The organism is Hymenobacter aerilatus (assembly GCF_022921095.1).
Classification (GTDB): domain Bacteria; phylum Bacteroidota; class Bacteroidia; order Cytophagales; family Hymenobacteraceae; genus Hymenobacter; species Hymenobacter aerilatus.
Genome location: NZ_CP095053.1, coordinates 3,518,225 through 3,533,893 on the forward strand (window position 1 = coordinate 3,518,225; position 15,669 = coordinate 3,533,893).

The window sequence follows — 15,669 nt, forward strand, 5'->3', positions numbered from 1 at the left end:
ATTATAAGGTAACCCCTACTTCCCCGTTACCACATCCGTCTTAATACTCAACTCCTTCAGCTGCGCCTGCGAAATCTCGGAAGGCGAATCAATCATCACATCCCTACCCGAGTTGTTTTTGGGGAAGGCGATGAAGTCGCGGATAGAATCGGCGCCGCCGAAGAGGCTGCAGAGGCGGTCGAAGCCGAAAGCAATGCCACCGTGGGGCGGGGCGCCGTACTCGAAGGCGTCGAGCAGGAAGCCGAACTGCGCTTGCGCTTCCTCGGGGCTGAAACCGAGTAAGGAGAACATCTGAGCCTGCACGGCGCGGTCGTGGATACGGATGGATCCTCCTCCTACCTCTACCCCGTTGATGACCATATCGTAGGCGTTGGCGCGGGCCTGGCCGATGGTTTCGGGGTTGTTGAGCAGGGTCATGTCCTCAGGCTTAGGCGAGGTAAAGGGGTGGTGCATGGCGAAGTAGCGGCCTTCTTCTTCGATGTATTCGAGCAACGGGAAATCGACTACCCACAGCGCCGAGAAAGTATCTTTATCGCGCAGGCCGAGGCGCTGGCCCATTTCTAGGCGCAGCTCGCTTAGAGCCTTGCGGGTTTTGTCGGCAGGGCCGGCCAAGATCAGCAGCAAATCACCTTCGTTGGCGTTGAAGGCCGCTTTCCACTTTTGCAGCTCTTCCTGCGAGTAGAACTTATCTACCGACGACTTCACGTTGCCGCCGGCTTCTACGCGGGCGTATACCAAGCCGGTAGCACCTAGCTGGGGGCGCTTCACGAATTCCGTCAGCTCGTCTACCTGCTTGCGGGTGTAGGCGGCGCAGCTCATGGCGTTGATGCCCACCACCAACTCGGCATTGTCGAACACCGGGAAGCCCTGGCCTTTCACCACGTCATTCAGCTCTACAAACTTCATCTCGAAGCGCGTGTCGGGCTTGTCGTTGCCGTAGTAGCGCATGGCATCGGCATAGTCCATGCGGGGCAGTTTGCCAATTTCTAGGCCTTTCACCTCTTTGAAGAGGTATTGCACTAGGCCTTCGAAAGTATTCAGGATGTCTTCCTGCTCTACAAATGCCATTTCGCAGTCGATCTGCGTGAACTCGGGCTGACGGTCGGCGCGCAGGTCTTCGTCGCGGAAGCACTTCACAATCTGGAAGTAGCGGTCGAAGCCCGACACCATCAGGAGCTGCTTGAAGGTTTGGGGCGACTGGGGTAGGGCGTAGAACTCGCCGGGGTTCATGCGCGAGGGCACCACAAAGTCGCGGGCGCCTTCGGGCGTGCTTTTGATAAGCACGGGGGTTTCTACCTCGATGAAGTTTTGCGCATCGAGGTAGCGGCGCACGGCCTGGGCCATGCGGTGGCGCAGCATCAGGTTCTGGCGTACGGGCGTGCGGCGCAGGTCCAAGTAACGGTACTTCATGCGCAGGTCGTCGCCGCCGTCGGTGTCGTCTTCGATGAGGAAGGGCGGCAGCTTAGCCGGGTTCAACACCTCCAGGCTCTCCACCCGAATTTCGATGTCGCCGGTGGGCATCTTGTCGTTTTTGGAGTAGCGCTCGGCCACCTTGCCCGTCACCTGAATCACGAACTCGCGGCCCAACTCACGGGCGGCTTCGCGCAGCGTTTCGGCTTCCTGGCCTTCTTCCAGCGTGAGCTGGGTGATGCCGTACCGGTCGCGCAAATCAATCCAGAAAATGCCGCCTTTGTCGCGGGTGCGCTGCACCCAGCCCACGAGTGTTACAGTTTGACCAGCATTTTCGAGGCGAAGCTCGCCATTGGTGTGCGTACGAAGCATGAGTTCAAGTCGATAGTTTCGGAATACGAAGGTAGGAAGGTAGCGCGGAAAAGGTGATATGAAGTTGCGGCATCGTCATTTCAACCAGCAGAGAAATCTTGCGTGTTGATGTGAGGTAGCAACTCTCATGCTGCGCACGGTCGAAGCATCTCGCCCGCTTCGTTGCTGGCAGCGCATTACTACTAAGCGAGATGCTTCGACTGCGCTCAGCATAACCTTCAACGTCAGCACACGAGTTTTTTCCGTGGGTCGATGAGTGCATTTAAATATCCTTCACCCAAAGCAACTTCCATAGTGTTTTTCCTATCTTATCCGCAGCATCCCTATTCCTTACCAATCAGAAAACAGAGCCATGGAGCTTGTTATCGAGAACTTATCCAAAACGTACGGCAACGGCGTGCGCGCCTTGCAAAACGTGTCGTTGCGCATCCCAACGGGCATGTTTGGCCTGCTAGGCCCGAACGGCGCCGGCAAATCGTCGTTGATGCGCACCATTGCTACCCTGCAAGAGGCCGACAGCGGCAGCATCCAGCTGGGCGACATTGACGTGTTGCGCGACAAAGACGCTGTGCGGCGGGTGCTGGGCTATTTGCCACAGGAGTTTGGCGTATACCCGAAAATTTCGGCCGAAGAGCTGCTCGACCATTTTGCCGTACTCAAAGGTCTGAGCGACAGCAAGCAACGGCGTGAGATAGTGCATGGCCTGCTCCAGCGCACCAACCTCTACGAAGTGCGCAAGAAGAACCTGGGCGGCTACTCCGGCGGTATGAAGCAGCGCTTTGGTATTGCGCAGGCGCTACTGGGCAACCCGCGCCTAATTATCGTGGATGAGCCCACGGCTGGCCTAGACCCCGCCGAGCGCAACCGTTTTCATAACCTGCTAGCCGAAATCGGGGAGAACATCATTGTGATTCTGAGCACGCACATTGTGTCCGACGTGAGCGACCTGTGCCGCAACATGGCCATCATCAACAAAGGCCAGGTGCTGCTCACCGGCGACCCGCTGCTGGTGATGCAGGAACTCACCGGCCAGCTCTGGCGCCGCACCATTGATAAGGAGCAACTGCCCGCTCTGCAACAGGAGCAGCAGGTGATTTCGACGCGCCTGTTTGCCGGCCGCACCATCGTGCACGTGGTCAGCGACGCGCAGCCAGGGCCAGACTACGAAGGCATCACCCCTACCCTGGAAGATGTGTACTTCGCCCGCATCGCGCAGGCCGAACGGAAGGTAGCCGTGGCAGAGAGCTAAACACTAGCTTCCCTCCTTCTTTAAGGAGGAAAGCTAGCTCCTAGCTTTCTTTCTAGTCACTCTCCTTTCGACTTTCCTCTTCCATGTTTCTCGCTATTCTCAAGTTTGAACTCTGGTACCGGCTCCGACGGCCGGCTACGTATATTTATTTTGCTATCCTACTCGCTATCAGTTTACTACTGATGCTGATGACGGGCGGTTTCTTTGAAGGCGTCACGGCTTCGGTGGGCAACAGCAAGGTGTACATCAACTCGCCGTTTGCGCTGAACGGCTTGATTAGTGTACTCACCATTGTGCCGGGTGTGCTGATTATCTCGGCCATGTTTGGGCCGGCTGTGCTGCGCGATTTCGACAGCCGCATGCACCCGCTGCTTTACACGGCGCCTATTAGCAAGGCCGGCTATTTGGGCGGACGCTTCTTCGGAACGCTGCTCGTTACGTTGTTGGTACTCAGCGGCATTGGGGTAGGCCTGTGGATTGGCACGCTGTTTCCGGGCATCAACCCGACCAAGGTAGGACCGTCGCAGGTGGGTGCCTACCTGATGCCCTACCTCACGTTTGTGCTGCCGAATACGTTGTTTGCCGGGGCCATTTTCTTTGTGCTGGCTACCCTCACGCGGCAGGCGCTGAGCACCTACGTGGGCAGCATCGTGTTTCTGGTGCTCTACTTCACGGCCCAAAGTCAGCTCTCCGACCTCGACAACAAAACCCTGGCGTCCCTACTCGACCCCATGGGCAACGGGGCGCTGTCCCTGCTCACGAAGTACTGGACGCCCGCCGAGAAAAACACCCGCCTAATTGCGCCTACCGGGCTACTGGGCCTCAACCGCCTGCTATGGTTGGGCGTGGGGCTGCTGCTGGTGGCATTTTGCTACCTGCGGTTCCGATTTGGGCAAAGCGTAGACACAGTACGCTTGCGCCGTCTGCGGCCCGAAGAGGTGGGCCAAGCGGTGCAGCCGGTGGGCACACTGGTACTACCCCAGGTGCAGCAGGATTTCGGCACCAGCCAGCACCTGCGGCAGTGGGCCCGCCTGACGTGGCAGGAGCTGCGCGACGTGCTGCGCAGTCCTTACTTTATTGCTATTGTGGTGGCGGGCTTGGCGTTTCTACTCGCCTCGGCCCTGCAAATCGGCAAGATCTACGACACTCAGACGTACCCTGTAACGGGCCAGGTAATCGAGATTTTATCGGGCTCGTTTACGCTGTTTCTGCTGGCTATCATTACCTTCTACGCCGGGGAACTGGTGTGGCGCGAGCGGGATGCCCACATGAATCAGCTCTACGACGCCCTACCCATTCCGAACTGGGTGCCGCTGGCCTCGAAGCTGGTAGCGCTGCTACTCGTGCCGGTGGTATTGCTGGTGGTGGTGCTGGTGTTTGGGGTGCTCACGCAGCTTTCGTATGGCTATTATAACCTGGAAATTGGGCTGTACCTGCGCTGGCTGTTTGGGCTGAAGCTGCTAGACTACTGGCTGCTGGTGGTGCTAGCGGTGGTGGTGCAAGTTGTTGTCAACAACAAGTACCTGGGCCACCTCGTGATGATACTCTACTATATGTTCGTGGCCTTTGTTGCCGGGCAGGTAGGGCTAGAGCACAACCTGCTGCTCTACGGCTCCGACCCCGGCGTGCGTTACTCGGCGCTTAATGGATTTGGGCATTTCATTGGGCCGTACTTCTGGTTTAAAAGCTACTGGGCGGCGCTAGCCGTGGCCCTGGCGGTGGGGGCCAACTTGCTATGGGTGCGCGGCACCGAAACCACCTGGGCTACCCGGCAGCAGCTTGCGCAACGGCGTTTCAGCACTCCGGCCAAAGTCACGCTCACACTGGCGCTGCTGGCGTTTGTGGGGCTGGGCGCGTGGATTTTCTACAACACCAACGTGCTCAATAAGTACCGCACCGGCAAGCAAGACGAACAAGACCGCGTAGCTTATGAAAAGCAGTACAAGCGCCTCCAGCGCCTACCCCAGCCGCGCATTGTGGCCGTGAACGTGCAGGTCGATTTGTTTCCGGAGCGACAAGAGGCACGAGCGCACGGGCAATATTGGGTGCTCAACAAAACCCAGCAGCCTATTGACTCAGTGGTGCTGGATGTACTGAACACGGCCCGCATCCGGAAGCTGCAAGCCGGCCCCGGCGCCCGCAACGTACTGGCCGACTCTATCCAGGGCCTCTACGTGCAGCGCCTACCCCGCCCCCTGGCTCCCGGCGACTCCCTCCCCCTCTCTTTCGACCTGTACTACGCCGCGCCGGGCTTCGAGAATAGCACGCGCCGCACCAACATTGTAGAGAATGGCACCTTTATCAATAGTGGCATGATGCCCCACCTGGGCTACAGCGAAGGCAACGAGCTAAGCGAGGAAGGCGCCCGCAAAAAGTACGGCCTCCAGCCTAAGCCGCGCATGCGCGCGCTGGGCGACACGGCCGCCCGCCAGAACACATACATTGCCCACGATGCCGACTGGGTGCGCTTCACAGCTACCGTCAGCACCACGCCCGACCAGATTGCACTGTCACCGGGCTACCTCCAAAAGGAGTGGCAGGAAGGCGGCCGCCGCTACTTCCGCTACGCTATGGACGCGCCGATTCTGAATTTCTACTCGTTTCAGTCGGCGCGCTATGCGGTGCGCCGGGCCAAGTGGAACAACGTGGACATTGCCATCTATTACCAGCCTGGCCACGAGTACAACCTCGACCGCATGATTCGGGGTGTGAAGGATGGCTTGGCCTATTATTCCAAAAACTTCAGCCCCTACCAGCACCGGCAGGTGCGCATTGTGGAGTTTCCGGGGTACAGCAGCTTCGCGCAGTCGTTTCCCAACACTATTCCGTTTTCGGAGGGCATCGGCTTCATTGCCAAAGTGGATACCACCAACCCCGACGACGTGGACTACCCCTACTACGTGACGGCCCACGAGGTAGCGCACCAGTGGTGGGCGCACCAGGTAATCGGGGCCGATGCGCAAGGCTCGACGCTGATGGTGGAAACGCTGGCCCAGTATTCGGCTCTCATGGTGATGAAGCAGAAGTACGGCGAGGCCATGATGCGCAAGTTTCTGAAGTACGAAATGGACAGCTACTTGGGCGGCCGCGCCCAAGAGCGCATTGCCGAGCAGCCGCTGTATAAAGTAGAAAATCAGCAGTATATCCATTACCGCAAAGGCTCGGTGGTGATGTACGCCCTGGCCGACTACATTGGCGAGGACAAGGTAAACCAAGCGCTTTCCGACTACATCAAGGAGGTGCAGTACCAGGAGCCGCCCTACACCACCTCGCTAGATTTGGTGCGCCACCTGCGCCAAGTCACGCCCGATTCGTTGCAGTACCTCATCACGGATATGTTCGAGCGCATCACGCTGTATGAGAACCGCGCCGATTCTGTGACGGCTCGCAAGCTGCCTAACGGCCAGTACCGCGTAGACATGGTATTGAGTGCCAAGAAAGTATACGCTGACAGCCTTGGCAACGAAACGCCCGCGAAGAACATGGATGACCTGATTGATGTGGGCGTGCTGGCCCGCAAGAAAATCAACGGCCAATGGCAAGACGTGACGCTCTACCGTCAGAAGCGCCGCTTCCGCCCCGGCACGACCCGCATCAGTGTGACGGTACCTGAGAAGCCCGCCAAAGCCGGCATCGACCCTTATAACCTATTGATTGACAGAACGCCGAGCGATAATCTGAAGGATGTGACGGTTGAGAAGTAGGGGAAGCGTTTGTTTTTCTGTCATCCTGAACGCAGTGAAGGACCTTATCACGCGAGAACGAGTCGTTGTTACTCAAGTCGTTTACATGTGATAAGGTTCTTCACTGCGTTCAGGATGACAGGCGGACGGTAACAGCTGGGTAATAACAAATAATGCTTGGATAAACCACATTTGGCCCAACTTCTGCAAGTAGCCGGGAAACGACTTTGTTTTCCCGGCTACTTCTGTTTTTCCCTACCCATGAAACGCTCCGCCTTTCTGTCTCTCGCCGTTGCCTTCCTCACTATTTCAGCTGCCCAGGCTCAAACTCCCACCAAAGTCAAAACCAAGACGAAGGCCGAAAACGGCACCGTCGTCAAAGCGAAAACCGACGTGGAGCCCATCGTGCTCGATGGCCCTATCAAGCGCGTGGAGACTCTATCGGGCATTGATATATTCCCTACCTCTGACGGGCAAACGATTATGCTCAGCTTCACGCAGCAGTTCACCAAGCCCGGTACGCTGGTGATGACCAACTACCGGAATCAGCCTATTTACACCACAGCTCTCGATCCGCAGAACAACACAGGGCAGCCGGTGTCGCTGGGTCGTATTCCGGCGGGTACGTACCTAGTGGAGGCCAAAACCGGCAACTACGTCTACTGGAAGAAGGTGCGCGTGAAGTATCCTACCCTGGCAACTACCAAAAAACGGCGCTAACAGAAACGGCGCGGCACTAGTGCCGCGCCGTTTCTGTTCTTACCCTACTTTTGTCTTCATATGATGCAAGCAACTCGTTTTCTTGGCCGTCTGGCTCCCCTACTCTTTCTCGTGGTACTTACGGCCTTCGTTTCGCCGCCCAAGCTGCGCAAAACCACCATCGCCAAGAACCTGACGGTAGGCGTGCCCGACACGTTCGCGCCTCTCCCCGACGACGGTATTGCAGCTAAGTTTCCGGCCCAGCGCCGCCCTTTGGGCGCGTTCAGCAACCCCAGCGGCCGCGTCGATTTCAGCGTGACACAGAAGCCTACCTCCTTCAGCAACCGCGACTACGCCCTGCTGGTGAAGATTTACAAGGCCAGCATTCAGAATATGTACTCCAAGGTGCAGTTCCTGGCTGAGGATATCCGCACCATCAACAAGCGCGATTTTGTGGTGCTGGAGTTTGTCTCGACGGTGAACGACACGCGCCGGGGTAGCAACATGGCGCCCATTCGGCGCTACCAACTGGTGCAATACGCCATTGAGGGCGACCAACAGTACATCTTCACCTTCACCGCTCCCGCCGACGAGCAGGCCCAGTGGCAACCCACCGCCCGCGAGGTGATGGAAAGTGTGGCCTTGAAGTAACCTTTTTCCCGCAGACAGCGCACAAAAAAGCCACTCCTTTTCAGGAGTGGCTTTTTTGATGTGTGCATCAGAATGAGAGAAACTATGCAGCAGCTTCTACTTGCTTGGCAAACTGTACGCTGATAACCAGCTTGATATCTTCGCCTACTACAATGCTGCCGGCTTCGGTTACGCCGTCCCAGGTCAGGCCAAACTCTTTGCGGTTGATTTTGCCGGTTACATCAAAGCCAGCTTTCAGGTTGCCGTAGAAGTCGGTGGCGGTGCCGCCGTGCTCTACGTCCAGCGTTACGGGCTTGGTTACGTCTTTCACCGTGAGGTTGCCTTGCAGCTTATACGTGTCGTTGCTGGCTTTTTTGAAGGAAGTCGACTCGAACTTGATGTTCGGATACTGCGCAGCATTGAAGAAGTCCTCGGCCTTCAGGTGCTGGTCGCGAGCCTCCTGGTTGGTATCGATGCTGTTTACGTCGAGCGTGAAGTTGATTTTGGCATCCTCGAACGTGTCGCCTTCGGTTACCGCCGAACCTTCGAACTTCTTGAAGTTGCCAGTCACGGTAGAGATAACCAAGTGCTTTACTTTGAACTGCACTTCAGAGTGCATGGGATCGAGGGTCCAGTTGGTCGTAGCCATAATAAGAGGGATGAGAATGTGGATTGCGATGTTGACGCAACAAATGTAGGTACATATTTCAACAAATCAATGTACCTACATATATTTTTTTTCTTTTTGCTCTGCGCACCGGTTTTACTTTTGACGCCATGACGCTTTCCCTGCTCAACGACGACCACTACATGCGCGAGGCACTCAAGCAAGCCCGCTATGCCTTAGCCGAGGATGAAATCCCGATTGGCGCGGTGGTGGTGCTAGAGCGCCAGATCATTGCCCGCGCCTACAACCAAACCGAGAAGCTACGCGATGTGACGGCTCACGCCGAAATGCTAGCCCTCACGGCCGCCGCCAACCACGTAGGCAATAAGTATCTGGCCGATTGTACGCTCTATGTGACGGTGGAGCCTTGCGTGATGTGTGCCGGCGCCACGGCCTGGGCGCAGGTACGGCGCGTGGTGTACGGCGCCGACGAACCCAAAGTAGGCTACCGCCGGCACGGTCACCTATTGCACCCCCGCGCCGAAGTAGTAAGCGGCGTACTGGCCGAGGAAAGCAGCCAGCTGCTACGCGAATTCTTCGCTCGCAAGCGTAAATCTTAATCGCACTATATTTGACCGCGCTAGTAGTGCCGGGGGTCTTTTTTTGTAACCCCCTACCCTATCTGGCGGTTATGATAGTGGAAAGCCGCTCGGCCTTCCGCATTTTTTCACACCCAATCCTACTCCTATGGCTTTTGAACTGCCCGCACTACCCTACGCCTACGACGCGCTGGAGCCTTCTTTCGATGCGCAGACGATGGAAATCCACCATACTAAGCACCATCAGGCCTACGTAACCAACCTGAACAACGCCATTGCTGGCACCGAACTGGAAGGCAAGTCGCTGGAAGACCTGATGCAGAACATTGCTACGGCTCCTATCGCGGTGCGCAACAACGGCGGCGGCCACTGGAACCACTCGCTGTTCTGGACCATCCTGTCGCCCAACGGTGGCGGTGAGCCCACGGGTGCTGTAGCTGAGGCTATCAACAAGGCATTTGGCAGCTACGAGAAATTCAAGGAAGAATTCACTAAAGCTGCTACTACCCGCTTCGGCTCGGGCTGGGCGTGGCTGTGCAAGCAGGCCGATGGCTCGCTGCAAATCTGCTCTACCCCCAACCAGGACAACCCCCTGATGCCCGACACCGGCTGCAACGGCACTCCCATCCTGGGCCTCGACGTGTGGGAGCACTCCTACTACCTGAAGTACCAAAACAAGCGCCCCGACTACATCGCGGCCTTCTACAACCTCATCAACTGGGATGAAGTGAACAAGCGCTTCTCGGCTGCTAGCTAAGTAGTAGCCTGGTTAGTTATTCTATAAAAAAGCCCTTTTGCGTAATGCAAAAGGGCTTTTTTCTTTTCCTACCTATGTCGTGCCCATTATTAGGAGACTGTGCAGGTAGGGTCATTGTAGGTTAGCTTTGAAAGTAGCAGAGCTACCTCGTTCTCGGCATCTGGCAGGCCTTGCTGCCGCCATAGCTCCACGCCTTGCCGCACCAGCACGCACGCGGGCAGCTGCTGGGCATGGAAGCTGTGCACCACCGCCGGATGCGTGGCTTCGTCGATTTTGAGCACCCGAATAGCCGGGCTGAGTTGCTGCTGCAACTGCTCCAGAGCCACCCGAATTCGGTGCTGCTGCCGACTATCGTTGGTAGTGATTGGGAGCAGCACCAGCAGCACGGCAGTGTCGGTGGTGTGCGGCGGCGGAGAGAGTTGAGAAACGAACGTCACGGCAGAATGCTAGATACTGCCGTAAAATTGCGTCTACCGTCTACCCTTTCTCCTGAGGGTGGTCAGCTGGTCACCTGATATTTGTCATGCAGCTTCCACCCAATTTATGCTGAACTTTGACCTGCTGAACATTGACCCAAATAGCATATAGCAGGACATTATTTCGGCTAGTGGCCGAAATAATGTCCTGCTGAAATAACGACCTTGTAGCAATACAACTGCCTACCCTAGCCCACCTTCCTACCCTATGCTATCAACCTCCTTTACACCTATTCTGACGGATATTCTGTTCAACCAGGCCAAGGAATTCGTGGGAGTATATGACGTGGCGCTCGGCTGGTTTGTGCAGGTTAATCCGGCGGGGATACACTTGTTGGGCTACCCCTCGGAGCAGGCTCTGCTAACTGCCTCAGACTCTTCTCAGCCGCTGGCTGCCGTAGACTGGCAGCACTTACAGGAAATAGCTCAGCGGCAAGGCCACTACGAAATAGAAGCAGAAATCAGCCGTCTGCAGGGCACTTCGTTCTGGGCGCGTATTGAGCTAACGGCTTTCATCTCTGAGCAAAAGCCCTACCTATTGGTGCGCCTCATGGAGCAAAGCCGCTTGCATCAGGCCGAGCGCGAACTGGCCCAGAGTGTGCGCCGCTTCGAGGCGGTGGTAGCCAACGCCACCATCGGGATTATCATGTGCAATCGGGCGGGCGAAATCGTGTCGGCCAATCGTACTTCCCATCAGCTGTTTGGGTATCCGGAGGATGAACTGCTGGGCCAGCCCATTGAGGTGCTGGTGCCCCACTCCGTAGCCCACCGACACGAGCAGTTGCGCCATTCTTTCAACGCCCAGCCCTCGGTGCGGGCGATGGGCGCCCACCGCGGCGACCTGCTGGCCCGCCGCAAAGACGGCAGCGAGTTCCCTACCGAAATCAGCCTCAGCTACTTCTACCTGGATGAGGAGCTGTACGTAGTGTCCTACATCGTCGACATCACCTTTAAAAAGAATGCCGAGCGCGAGCTGATTGCCCAGCGCCAGTACGTGGAGCGCCTGAACACGGAGCTAGAGCAGAAGGTAGCCGACCGCACCCACGCCCTACTAAACACGTTGGAGCAGCTAGAGCAACGTACCGACGAGCTGACCCGCGCCCTGGCCGCCGAGCAGGAGCTGGGCGAGCTGAAGTCACGCTTCGTAAGCATGGCTTCGCACGAGTTCCGCACCCCGCTCACGGCCGTACTCACCTCGGCTACCCTCATCGAGAAATACCCCCACACTGACCAGCAGGACAAGCGCCAAAAGCACTTGCAGCGCATTCGCGGCTCGGTGCGCCACCTCAACGATATTCTGGAAGAATTTCTGTCGGTGGGCCGCATTGAGGAAGGTAGGATTGAGGCCAAACCAGTGCGCCTGCTGCTCGACGCCCTCCTCACCGAAACCATTCAGGACGTGCAAGGATTGCTGAAAGCCGGCCAAACCGTGCAGACCGAGTTGCACTGCGCCCAACCCATTTGGCTGGATACGTCGCTGCTCCGCAAGATTCTGGTGAATCTGCTTTCCAATGCCATTAAGTATTCCGGCGAAAACTCGGTGGTGACGGTGCAGGCCGTCTGCGTGGGGAACCAGCTCACGCTCACGGTGCAGGACCAGGGCATGGGCATTTCGCAGGAAGACCAGGAACACTTATTCGAGCGGTTTTTTCGCGCCCGCAACGTCACCAACCTGCCCGGCACTGGGCTGGGGCTCTACATTGTGGCCAGCTACCTACAGCTGCTGGGCGGCACCATTGCCCTGCACAGCGAGCTGCACGTGGGCACCACAGTCACGCTTACTATTCCCTATGAAAACCATTCTGCTGATTGAGGACAACGAGGCACTACGCGAAAACACGGCCGAGATTCTGGAGCTGGCGGGCTACGCCGTTGTCACGGCCGAAAACGGCAAGGTAGGCGTAGAACAGGCCCTAGCTACCAAGCCCGATCTGGTGATTTGCGACATTATGATGCCCGTGCTGGATGGCTACGGAGTGCTGCATATCTTCAACCAGAATCCGCAGCTTTCGGGTGTGCCATTCATCTTCCTGACCGCCAAAACCGAGCGTACCGACCTGCGCCGTGGCATGGAGCTTGGCGCCGACGACTACCTCACCAAGCCCTTCGACGAAACCGAGCTGCTGAGCGCCATCACAAGCCGCCTGAACCGCTTTCAGCACCTCAAAGCCGAGTACAACCTACAAGCCGAGGGCCTGACCGAGTTCCTGAACGATGCTCAGGCGGTAGGCAACCTGGAAAGCCTGTCGGCCGACCGGCGCGTGCACACCGTGCGCCGCAAGCAGGATATTTACGTGGAAGGCGACGAGCCTATTCGGCTGTATTTCCTGAAAGCGGGTAGAGTGAAAACGGTAAAAACCACCAACGCGGGCAAGGAGCTGATTACGGGCCTCTACCACCCCGGCGACTTTTTCGGCTACCTGTCCCTACTCACGCAAACCGCCTACGATGACTCGGCCGTAGCCCTCGACGATGCCGAACTGGTGTATATCCCGAAGCACGACTTTCTGCAACTGCTCACCCGCAATGCCGAGGTAGGGCAGCAATTTATTCGCCTGCTGGCCGGACGCGTGAGCGAGCGAGAACAGCAGTTGCTGGACATGGCCTACAACTCCATCCGCCGCCGCGTGGCCGACACGCTGCTGCACCTGCACGAGCAAACCACCGACAGTGCCCCGCTCATCCAACTCTCCCGCGACGACATGGCCGCCATGGTCGGTACCGCTTCTGAGTCGCTGATTCGGACCCTAAGCGAGTTCCGCCAATCCGGCTATGTGGACCTGACGCCCCAAGGCATTAGGGTAGTGCAGCCCGACAAGCTGCGGACGGCCAATTGGTAACCAACGCGCACCCCTGACAGGCGCTTAAAGCTCTGCCAGGGGTGCGTCTTTTTATTGCCAATTAACTGGTTATAAGCTTACGCCACCGGTCAGTTCGAGGCGCTGGCCGTTGAGCCACTTCGCGTCTTCGGTGCACAGGAAAGCCACTACCCCGCCTACGTCGTCGGGCAGGCCTGGCCGGCCGAGGGCAGTCATCTGGGTCACGTACGCCCGTATTTCTGGCGTGTCGGTCATGGCCCCGCCCCCGAAGATGGCCCCCGGTGCTACCACGTTCACGGCAATGCCCCGCGCGCCTAGCTCTACGGCCATATATCGCGTGAGCACATCCACCGCGCCCTTCATAATAGCATACGCCGATGCGCCAGGGTAGGAAATACGCGTGGTGGCCGACGACATATTGATGATGCGCCCGCCATCCTGGAGCAACGGCAGCGCCTTCTGCGTGAGGAAGAATACGCCTTTAAGGTGAATATTCAGCATCTCATCAAACTGCGCCTCCGTGGTATCGGCAAAGGGAGTTTGCAGGCTGGTGCCAGCGTTGTTGATGAGAAAATCAAAGCGCGTAGTGCCGAAAGTGGCCTGCAAGGTCTCCGGCAATTGCGCGAAGAAAGCGTCGAAGCTGCTGACGTCGGCGGTGTTGAGTTGCAGGGCCACGGCCTTGCGGCCCAGTGCTTCTATTTCGGCTACCACGGCGGCCGCGTCGGCTTGCTGGCTGTGGTAGGTGAGCAGTACGTCGATGCCTTTTTGCGCCAGGCTCAGCGCAATGTTTTTGCCTAAGCCCCGGCTGCCGCCGGTTACCAAAGCTATTTTGGAAGTTGTCATCTGATGGAGTTGACGTGTTGAATAGAACACGACAAAGGTCCGGCAGCCACCCCTACCCCAACTTGCGCAAGGCAATCTATTTTATGTAGAAATCAAACTACTTCCAAGCCTCGGAACGCGCCGGGCGTTACCAATGTGTGGCGCTTAAAGAAATGGGAGAAGTGAGCCACGTCGGTAAAGCCTAGGCTATCCGCAATTTCTGCCATCGTCCAGTGCGTTTGCCGCAGCAGGGTTTGCGCCTCCTGCGCAATGCGCGTCCCGAGCAAGTCGGTGGTGGTGCGGCCGGTGGTTTCCTTCAGTACTTTGTTGAGGTGGTTGACGTGCACGGCCAGGTGGTCGGCGTAGTCTTTGGCTGTGCGCAGGCGGAGTTGCTGCTGCGGCGTTTCGAGCGGAAACTGCCGTTCCAGCAGCTCCGCAAACAACGAGGAGAGGCGAGCCGCCGCACTATGCACGGGGTGCAGCGCGGTGGCCGGTTGCAGCTTCTGCCCCAGATGAATCAGTTCAAGCACGTAGGTGCGCAGCAGGTCGTACTTATAAGCGTAATCGGAAGCCATTTCCTCCTCCATTCGCTGGAAAACCGACTGCACGCGGGCCCCTACCTCCTCCGACAGTTGGAAAACGGGGTAGCCTTCTGCTTTGAAAAGCGGCAGCTCTTCGAGCACTACCCCGCTTTTGGCCGGCAGCAGAAACTCCGGCGTGAACACGCAGAAATACCCGCTTTGTCTTTCTTCTGGCAACCAGTAGTGCGGCGTTTGGGGGGCAGAGAAAAACAAGGTGGACTGCTCCAGATCGAAGCTTTTGTCGGGATAGTCTACCCGACTGCGCCCGGTAAGCAGGCTGATCTTGTAAAAGGACCGACAGGCATACGGCACCGCGGGTTTTTCGCGCGCGGGCTGCCATAGTTCGTCTAGGTTAAACACGTTGAAGTGCCCTACCTCCTGCTGAATGCCGCTGGGTAGCAGTGCATTTAGGTCGGAGCCGGTGCAGGTGGTAAGTTCCTGGTAAAACTCGGTGAGCAGAGGAGAATGCATAGCTGACTGCCTTTGTATAAATCAAAGGTACTGCTATTTAAAGGCAACTACGCTAACCCTTTGCAACCCCTCATCCTGACTGCGCGCTGGGCTACAGAATCGACAGCGAGTTGTACTGCCGAATGCGGTACTCAAATACAGTGGCAATACTCAGCGCCCGTTGCTTGGCTTCGTCGGCCTTCGGGCCAGCGAAATGCTCGTCTACCGTGGCACGAAACAGCGTGAGCCAGCGCTGAAAATGCGTGGCATCGACGGGCAGTGGCAGGTGCTTGGGAAACGGCCGGCCGCGGTAGCGCCCGGTGCCCAGCAGCAGGCTGCTCCAGAAGTCGTACATGGTGGGCAGATGGGTAGCCCAATTCACGTGCGCCACGCCGTTGAAAATGGGCGCCAGTAGCTCATCCTGGTTTACTTTATCATAGAAGCTGTCGATGAGCAACTTGATATCGGCTTCGGTGTGAATATCGGCTAGAGTGGGCATGGCGCGAGAAAAAACG

The 15,669-nt window shown here is 57.4% G+C and carries 14 protein-coding genes; 8 read left to right on the forward strand and 6 right to left on the reverse strand.

From position 1 onward, the window contains the following. Positions 1–15: 15 nt before the first annotated feature. A complete protein-coding gene (gene aspS, locus MUN82_RS14750) occupies positions 16–1,782 on the reverse strand; it encodes an aspartate--tRNA ligase (RefSeq protein ID WP_245091639.1) in 1,767 nt (588 codons plus the stop codon). 352 nt (positions 1,783–2,134) lie between these two features. Here aspS and MUN82_RS14755 point away from each other — a divergent pair, with 352 nt between their 5' ends. The 4 genes from MUN82_RS14755 (at position 2,135) to MUN82_RS14770 (ending at position 8,064) form a co-directional block, all read left to right on the forward strand. Continuing rightward, positions 2,135–3,031 carry an ABC transporter ATP-binding protein gene (locus MUN82_RS14755; RefSeq protein ID WP_245091641.1) on the forward strand — a complete coding sequence of 299 codons (897 nt, stop codon included), beginning with the start codon at positions 2,135–2,137 and terminating at the stop codon, positions 3,029–3,031. A gap of 83 nt (positions 3,032–3,114) precedes the next feature. Then, positions 3,115–6,735 (forward strand): ABC transporter permease/M1 family aminopeptidase, encoded by a 3,621-nt coding sequence (locus MUN82_RS14760; protein WP_245091643.1) that lies wholly within the window; start codon positions 3,115–3,117, stop codon positions 6,733–6,735. A gap of 240 nt (positions 6,736–6,975) precedes the next feature. Then, positions 6,976–7,434 (forward strand): hypothetical protein, encoded by a 459-nt coding sequence (locus MUN82_RS14765; protein WP_245091645.1) that lies wholly within the window; start codon positions 6,976–6,978, stop codon positions 7,432–7,434. A gap of 60 nt (positions 7,435–7,494) precedes the next feature. Further along, a complete protein-coding gene (locus tag MUN82_RS14770) occupies positions 7,495–8,064 on the forward strand; it encodes a hypothetical protein (RefSeq protein WP_245091647.1) in 570 nt (189 codons plus the stop codon). An 82-nt stretch (positions 8,065–8,146) separates the two neighbouring features. Here the strand turns inward: MUN82_RS14770 and MUN82_RS14775 are convergent, their stop codons facing one another. Beyond that, on the reverse strand, positions 8,147–8,692 hold the full coding sequence (locus MUN82_RS14775; RefSeq protein ID WP_245091649.1) for a YceI family protein: 546 nt from the start codon (positions 8,690–8,692) through the stop codon (positions 8,147–8,149). 128 nt (positions 8,693–8,820) lie between these two features. Here MUN82_RS14775 and MUN82_RS14780 point away from each other — a divergent pair, with 128 nt between their 5' ends. Together MUN82_RS14780 and MUN82_RS14785 are read left to right on the forward strand one after the other, a co-directional pair. Continuing rightward, positions 8,821–9,270: a nucleoside deaminase gene (locus tag MUN82_RS14780; protein ID WP_245091651.1), complete on the forward strand. Its 450-nt coding sequence runs from the start codon at positions 8,821–8,823 to the stop codon at positions 9,268–9,270. Positions 9,271–9,397: 127 nt separating this feature from the next. Continuing rightward, a complete protein-coding gene (locus tag MUN82_RS14785; RefSeq protein ID WP_245091653.1) occupies positions 9,398–10,006 on the forward strand; it encodes a superoxide dismutase in 609 nt (202 codons plus the stop codon). A gap of 89 nt (positions 10,007–10,095) precedes the next feature. Here the strand turns inward: MUN82_RS14785 and MUN82_RS14790 are convergent, their stop codons facing one another. Further along, positions 10,096–10,443: a YbbN family protein gene (locus MUN82_RS14790; RefSeq protein ID WP_245091655.1), complete on the reverse strand. Its 348-nt coding sequence runs from the start codon at positions 10,441–10,443 to the stop codon at positions 10,096–10,098. A gap of 247 nt (positions 10,444–10,690) precedes the next feature. Here MUN82_RS14790 and MUN82_RS14795 point away from each other — a divergent pair, with 247 nt between their 5' ends. Together MUN82_RS14795 and MUN82_RS14800 are read left to right on the forward strand one after the other, a co-directional pair. Beyond that, positions 10,691–12,295: a sensor histidine kinase gene (locus tag MUN82_RS14795; RefSeq protein ID WP_245091657.1), complete on the forward strand. Its 1,605-nt coding sequence runs from the start codon at positions 10,691–10,693 to the stop codon at positions 12,293–12,295. Next, positions 12,273–13,322 carry a response regulator gene (locus MUN82_RS14800; protein WP_245091659.1) on the forward strand — a complete coding sequence of 350 codons (1,050 nt, stop codon included), beginning with the start codon at positions 12,273–12,275 and terminating at the stop codon, positions 13,320–13,322. The genes MUN82_RS14795 and MUN82_RS14800 overlap by 23 nt, the downstream gene beginning before the upstream one ends. Before the next feature lie 69 nt (positions 13,323–13,391). On the opposite strand, the gene MUN82_RS14805 is transcribed toward MUN82_RS14800, so the two are convergent. The 3 genes from MUN82_RS14805 to MUN82_RS14815 form a co-directional block, all read right to left on the reverse strand. Beyond that, complete coding sequence (locus tag MUN82_RS14805; protein WP_245091661.1) at positions 13,392–14,144, reverse strand: SDR family NAD(P)-dependent oxidoreductase; 753 nt, start codon at positions 14,142–14,144, stop codon at positions 13,392–13,394. Between the two features lie 92 nt (positions 14,145–14,236). Continuing rightward, a complete protein-coding gene (locus MUN82_RS14810) occupies positions 14,237–15,175 on the reverse strand; it encodes a helix-turn-helix domain-containing protein (protein ID WP_245091663.1) in 939 nt (312 codons plus the stop codon). Positions 15,176–15,266: 91 nt separating this feature from the next. Continuing rightward, a complete protein-coding gene (locus tag MUN82_RS14815) occupies positions 15,267–15,653 on the reverse strand; it encodes a group III truncated hemoglobin (RefSeq protein WP_245091665.1) in 387 nt (128 codons plus the stop codon). Positions 15,654–15,669: the final 16 nt, after the last annotated feature.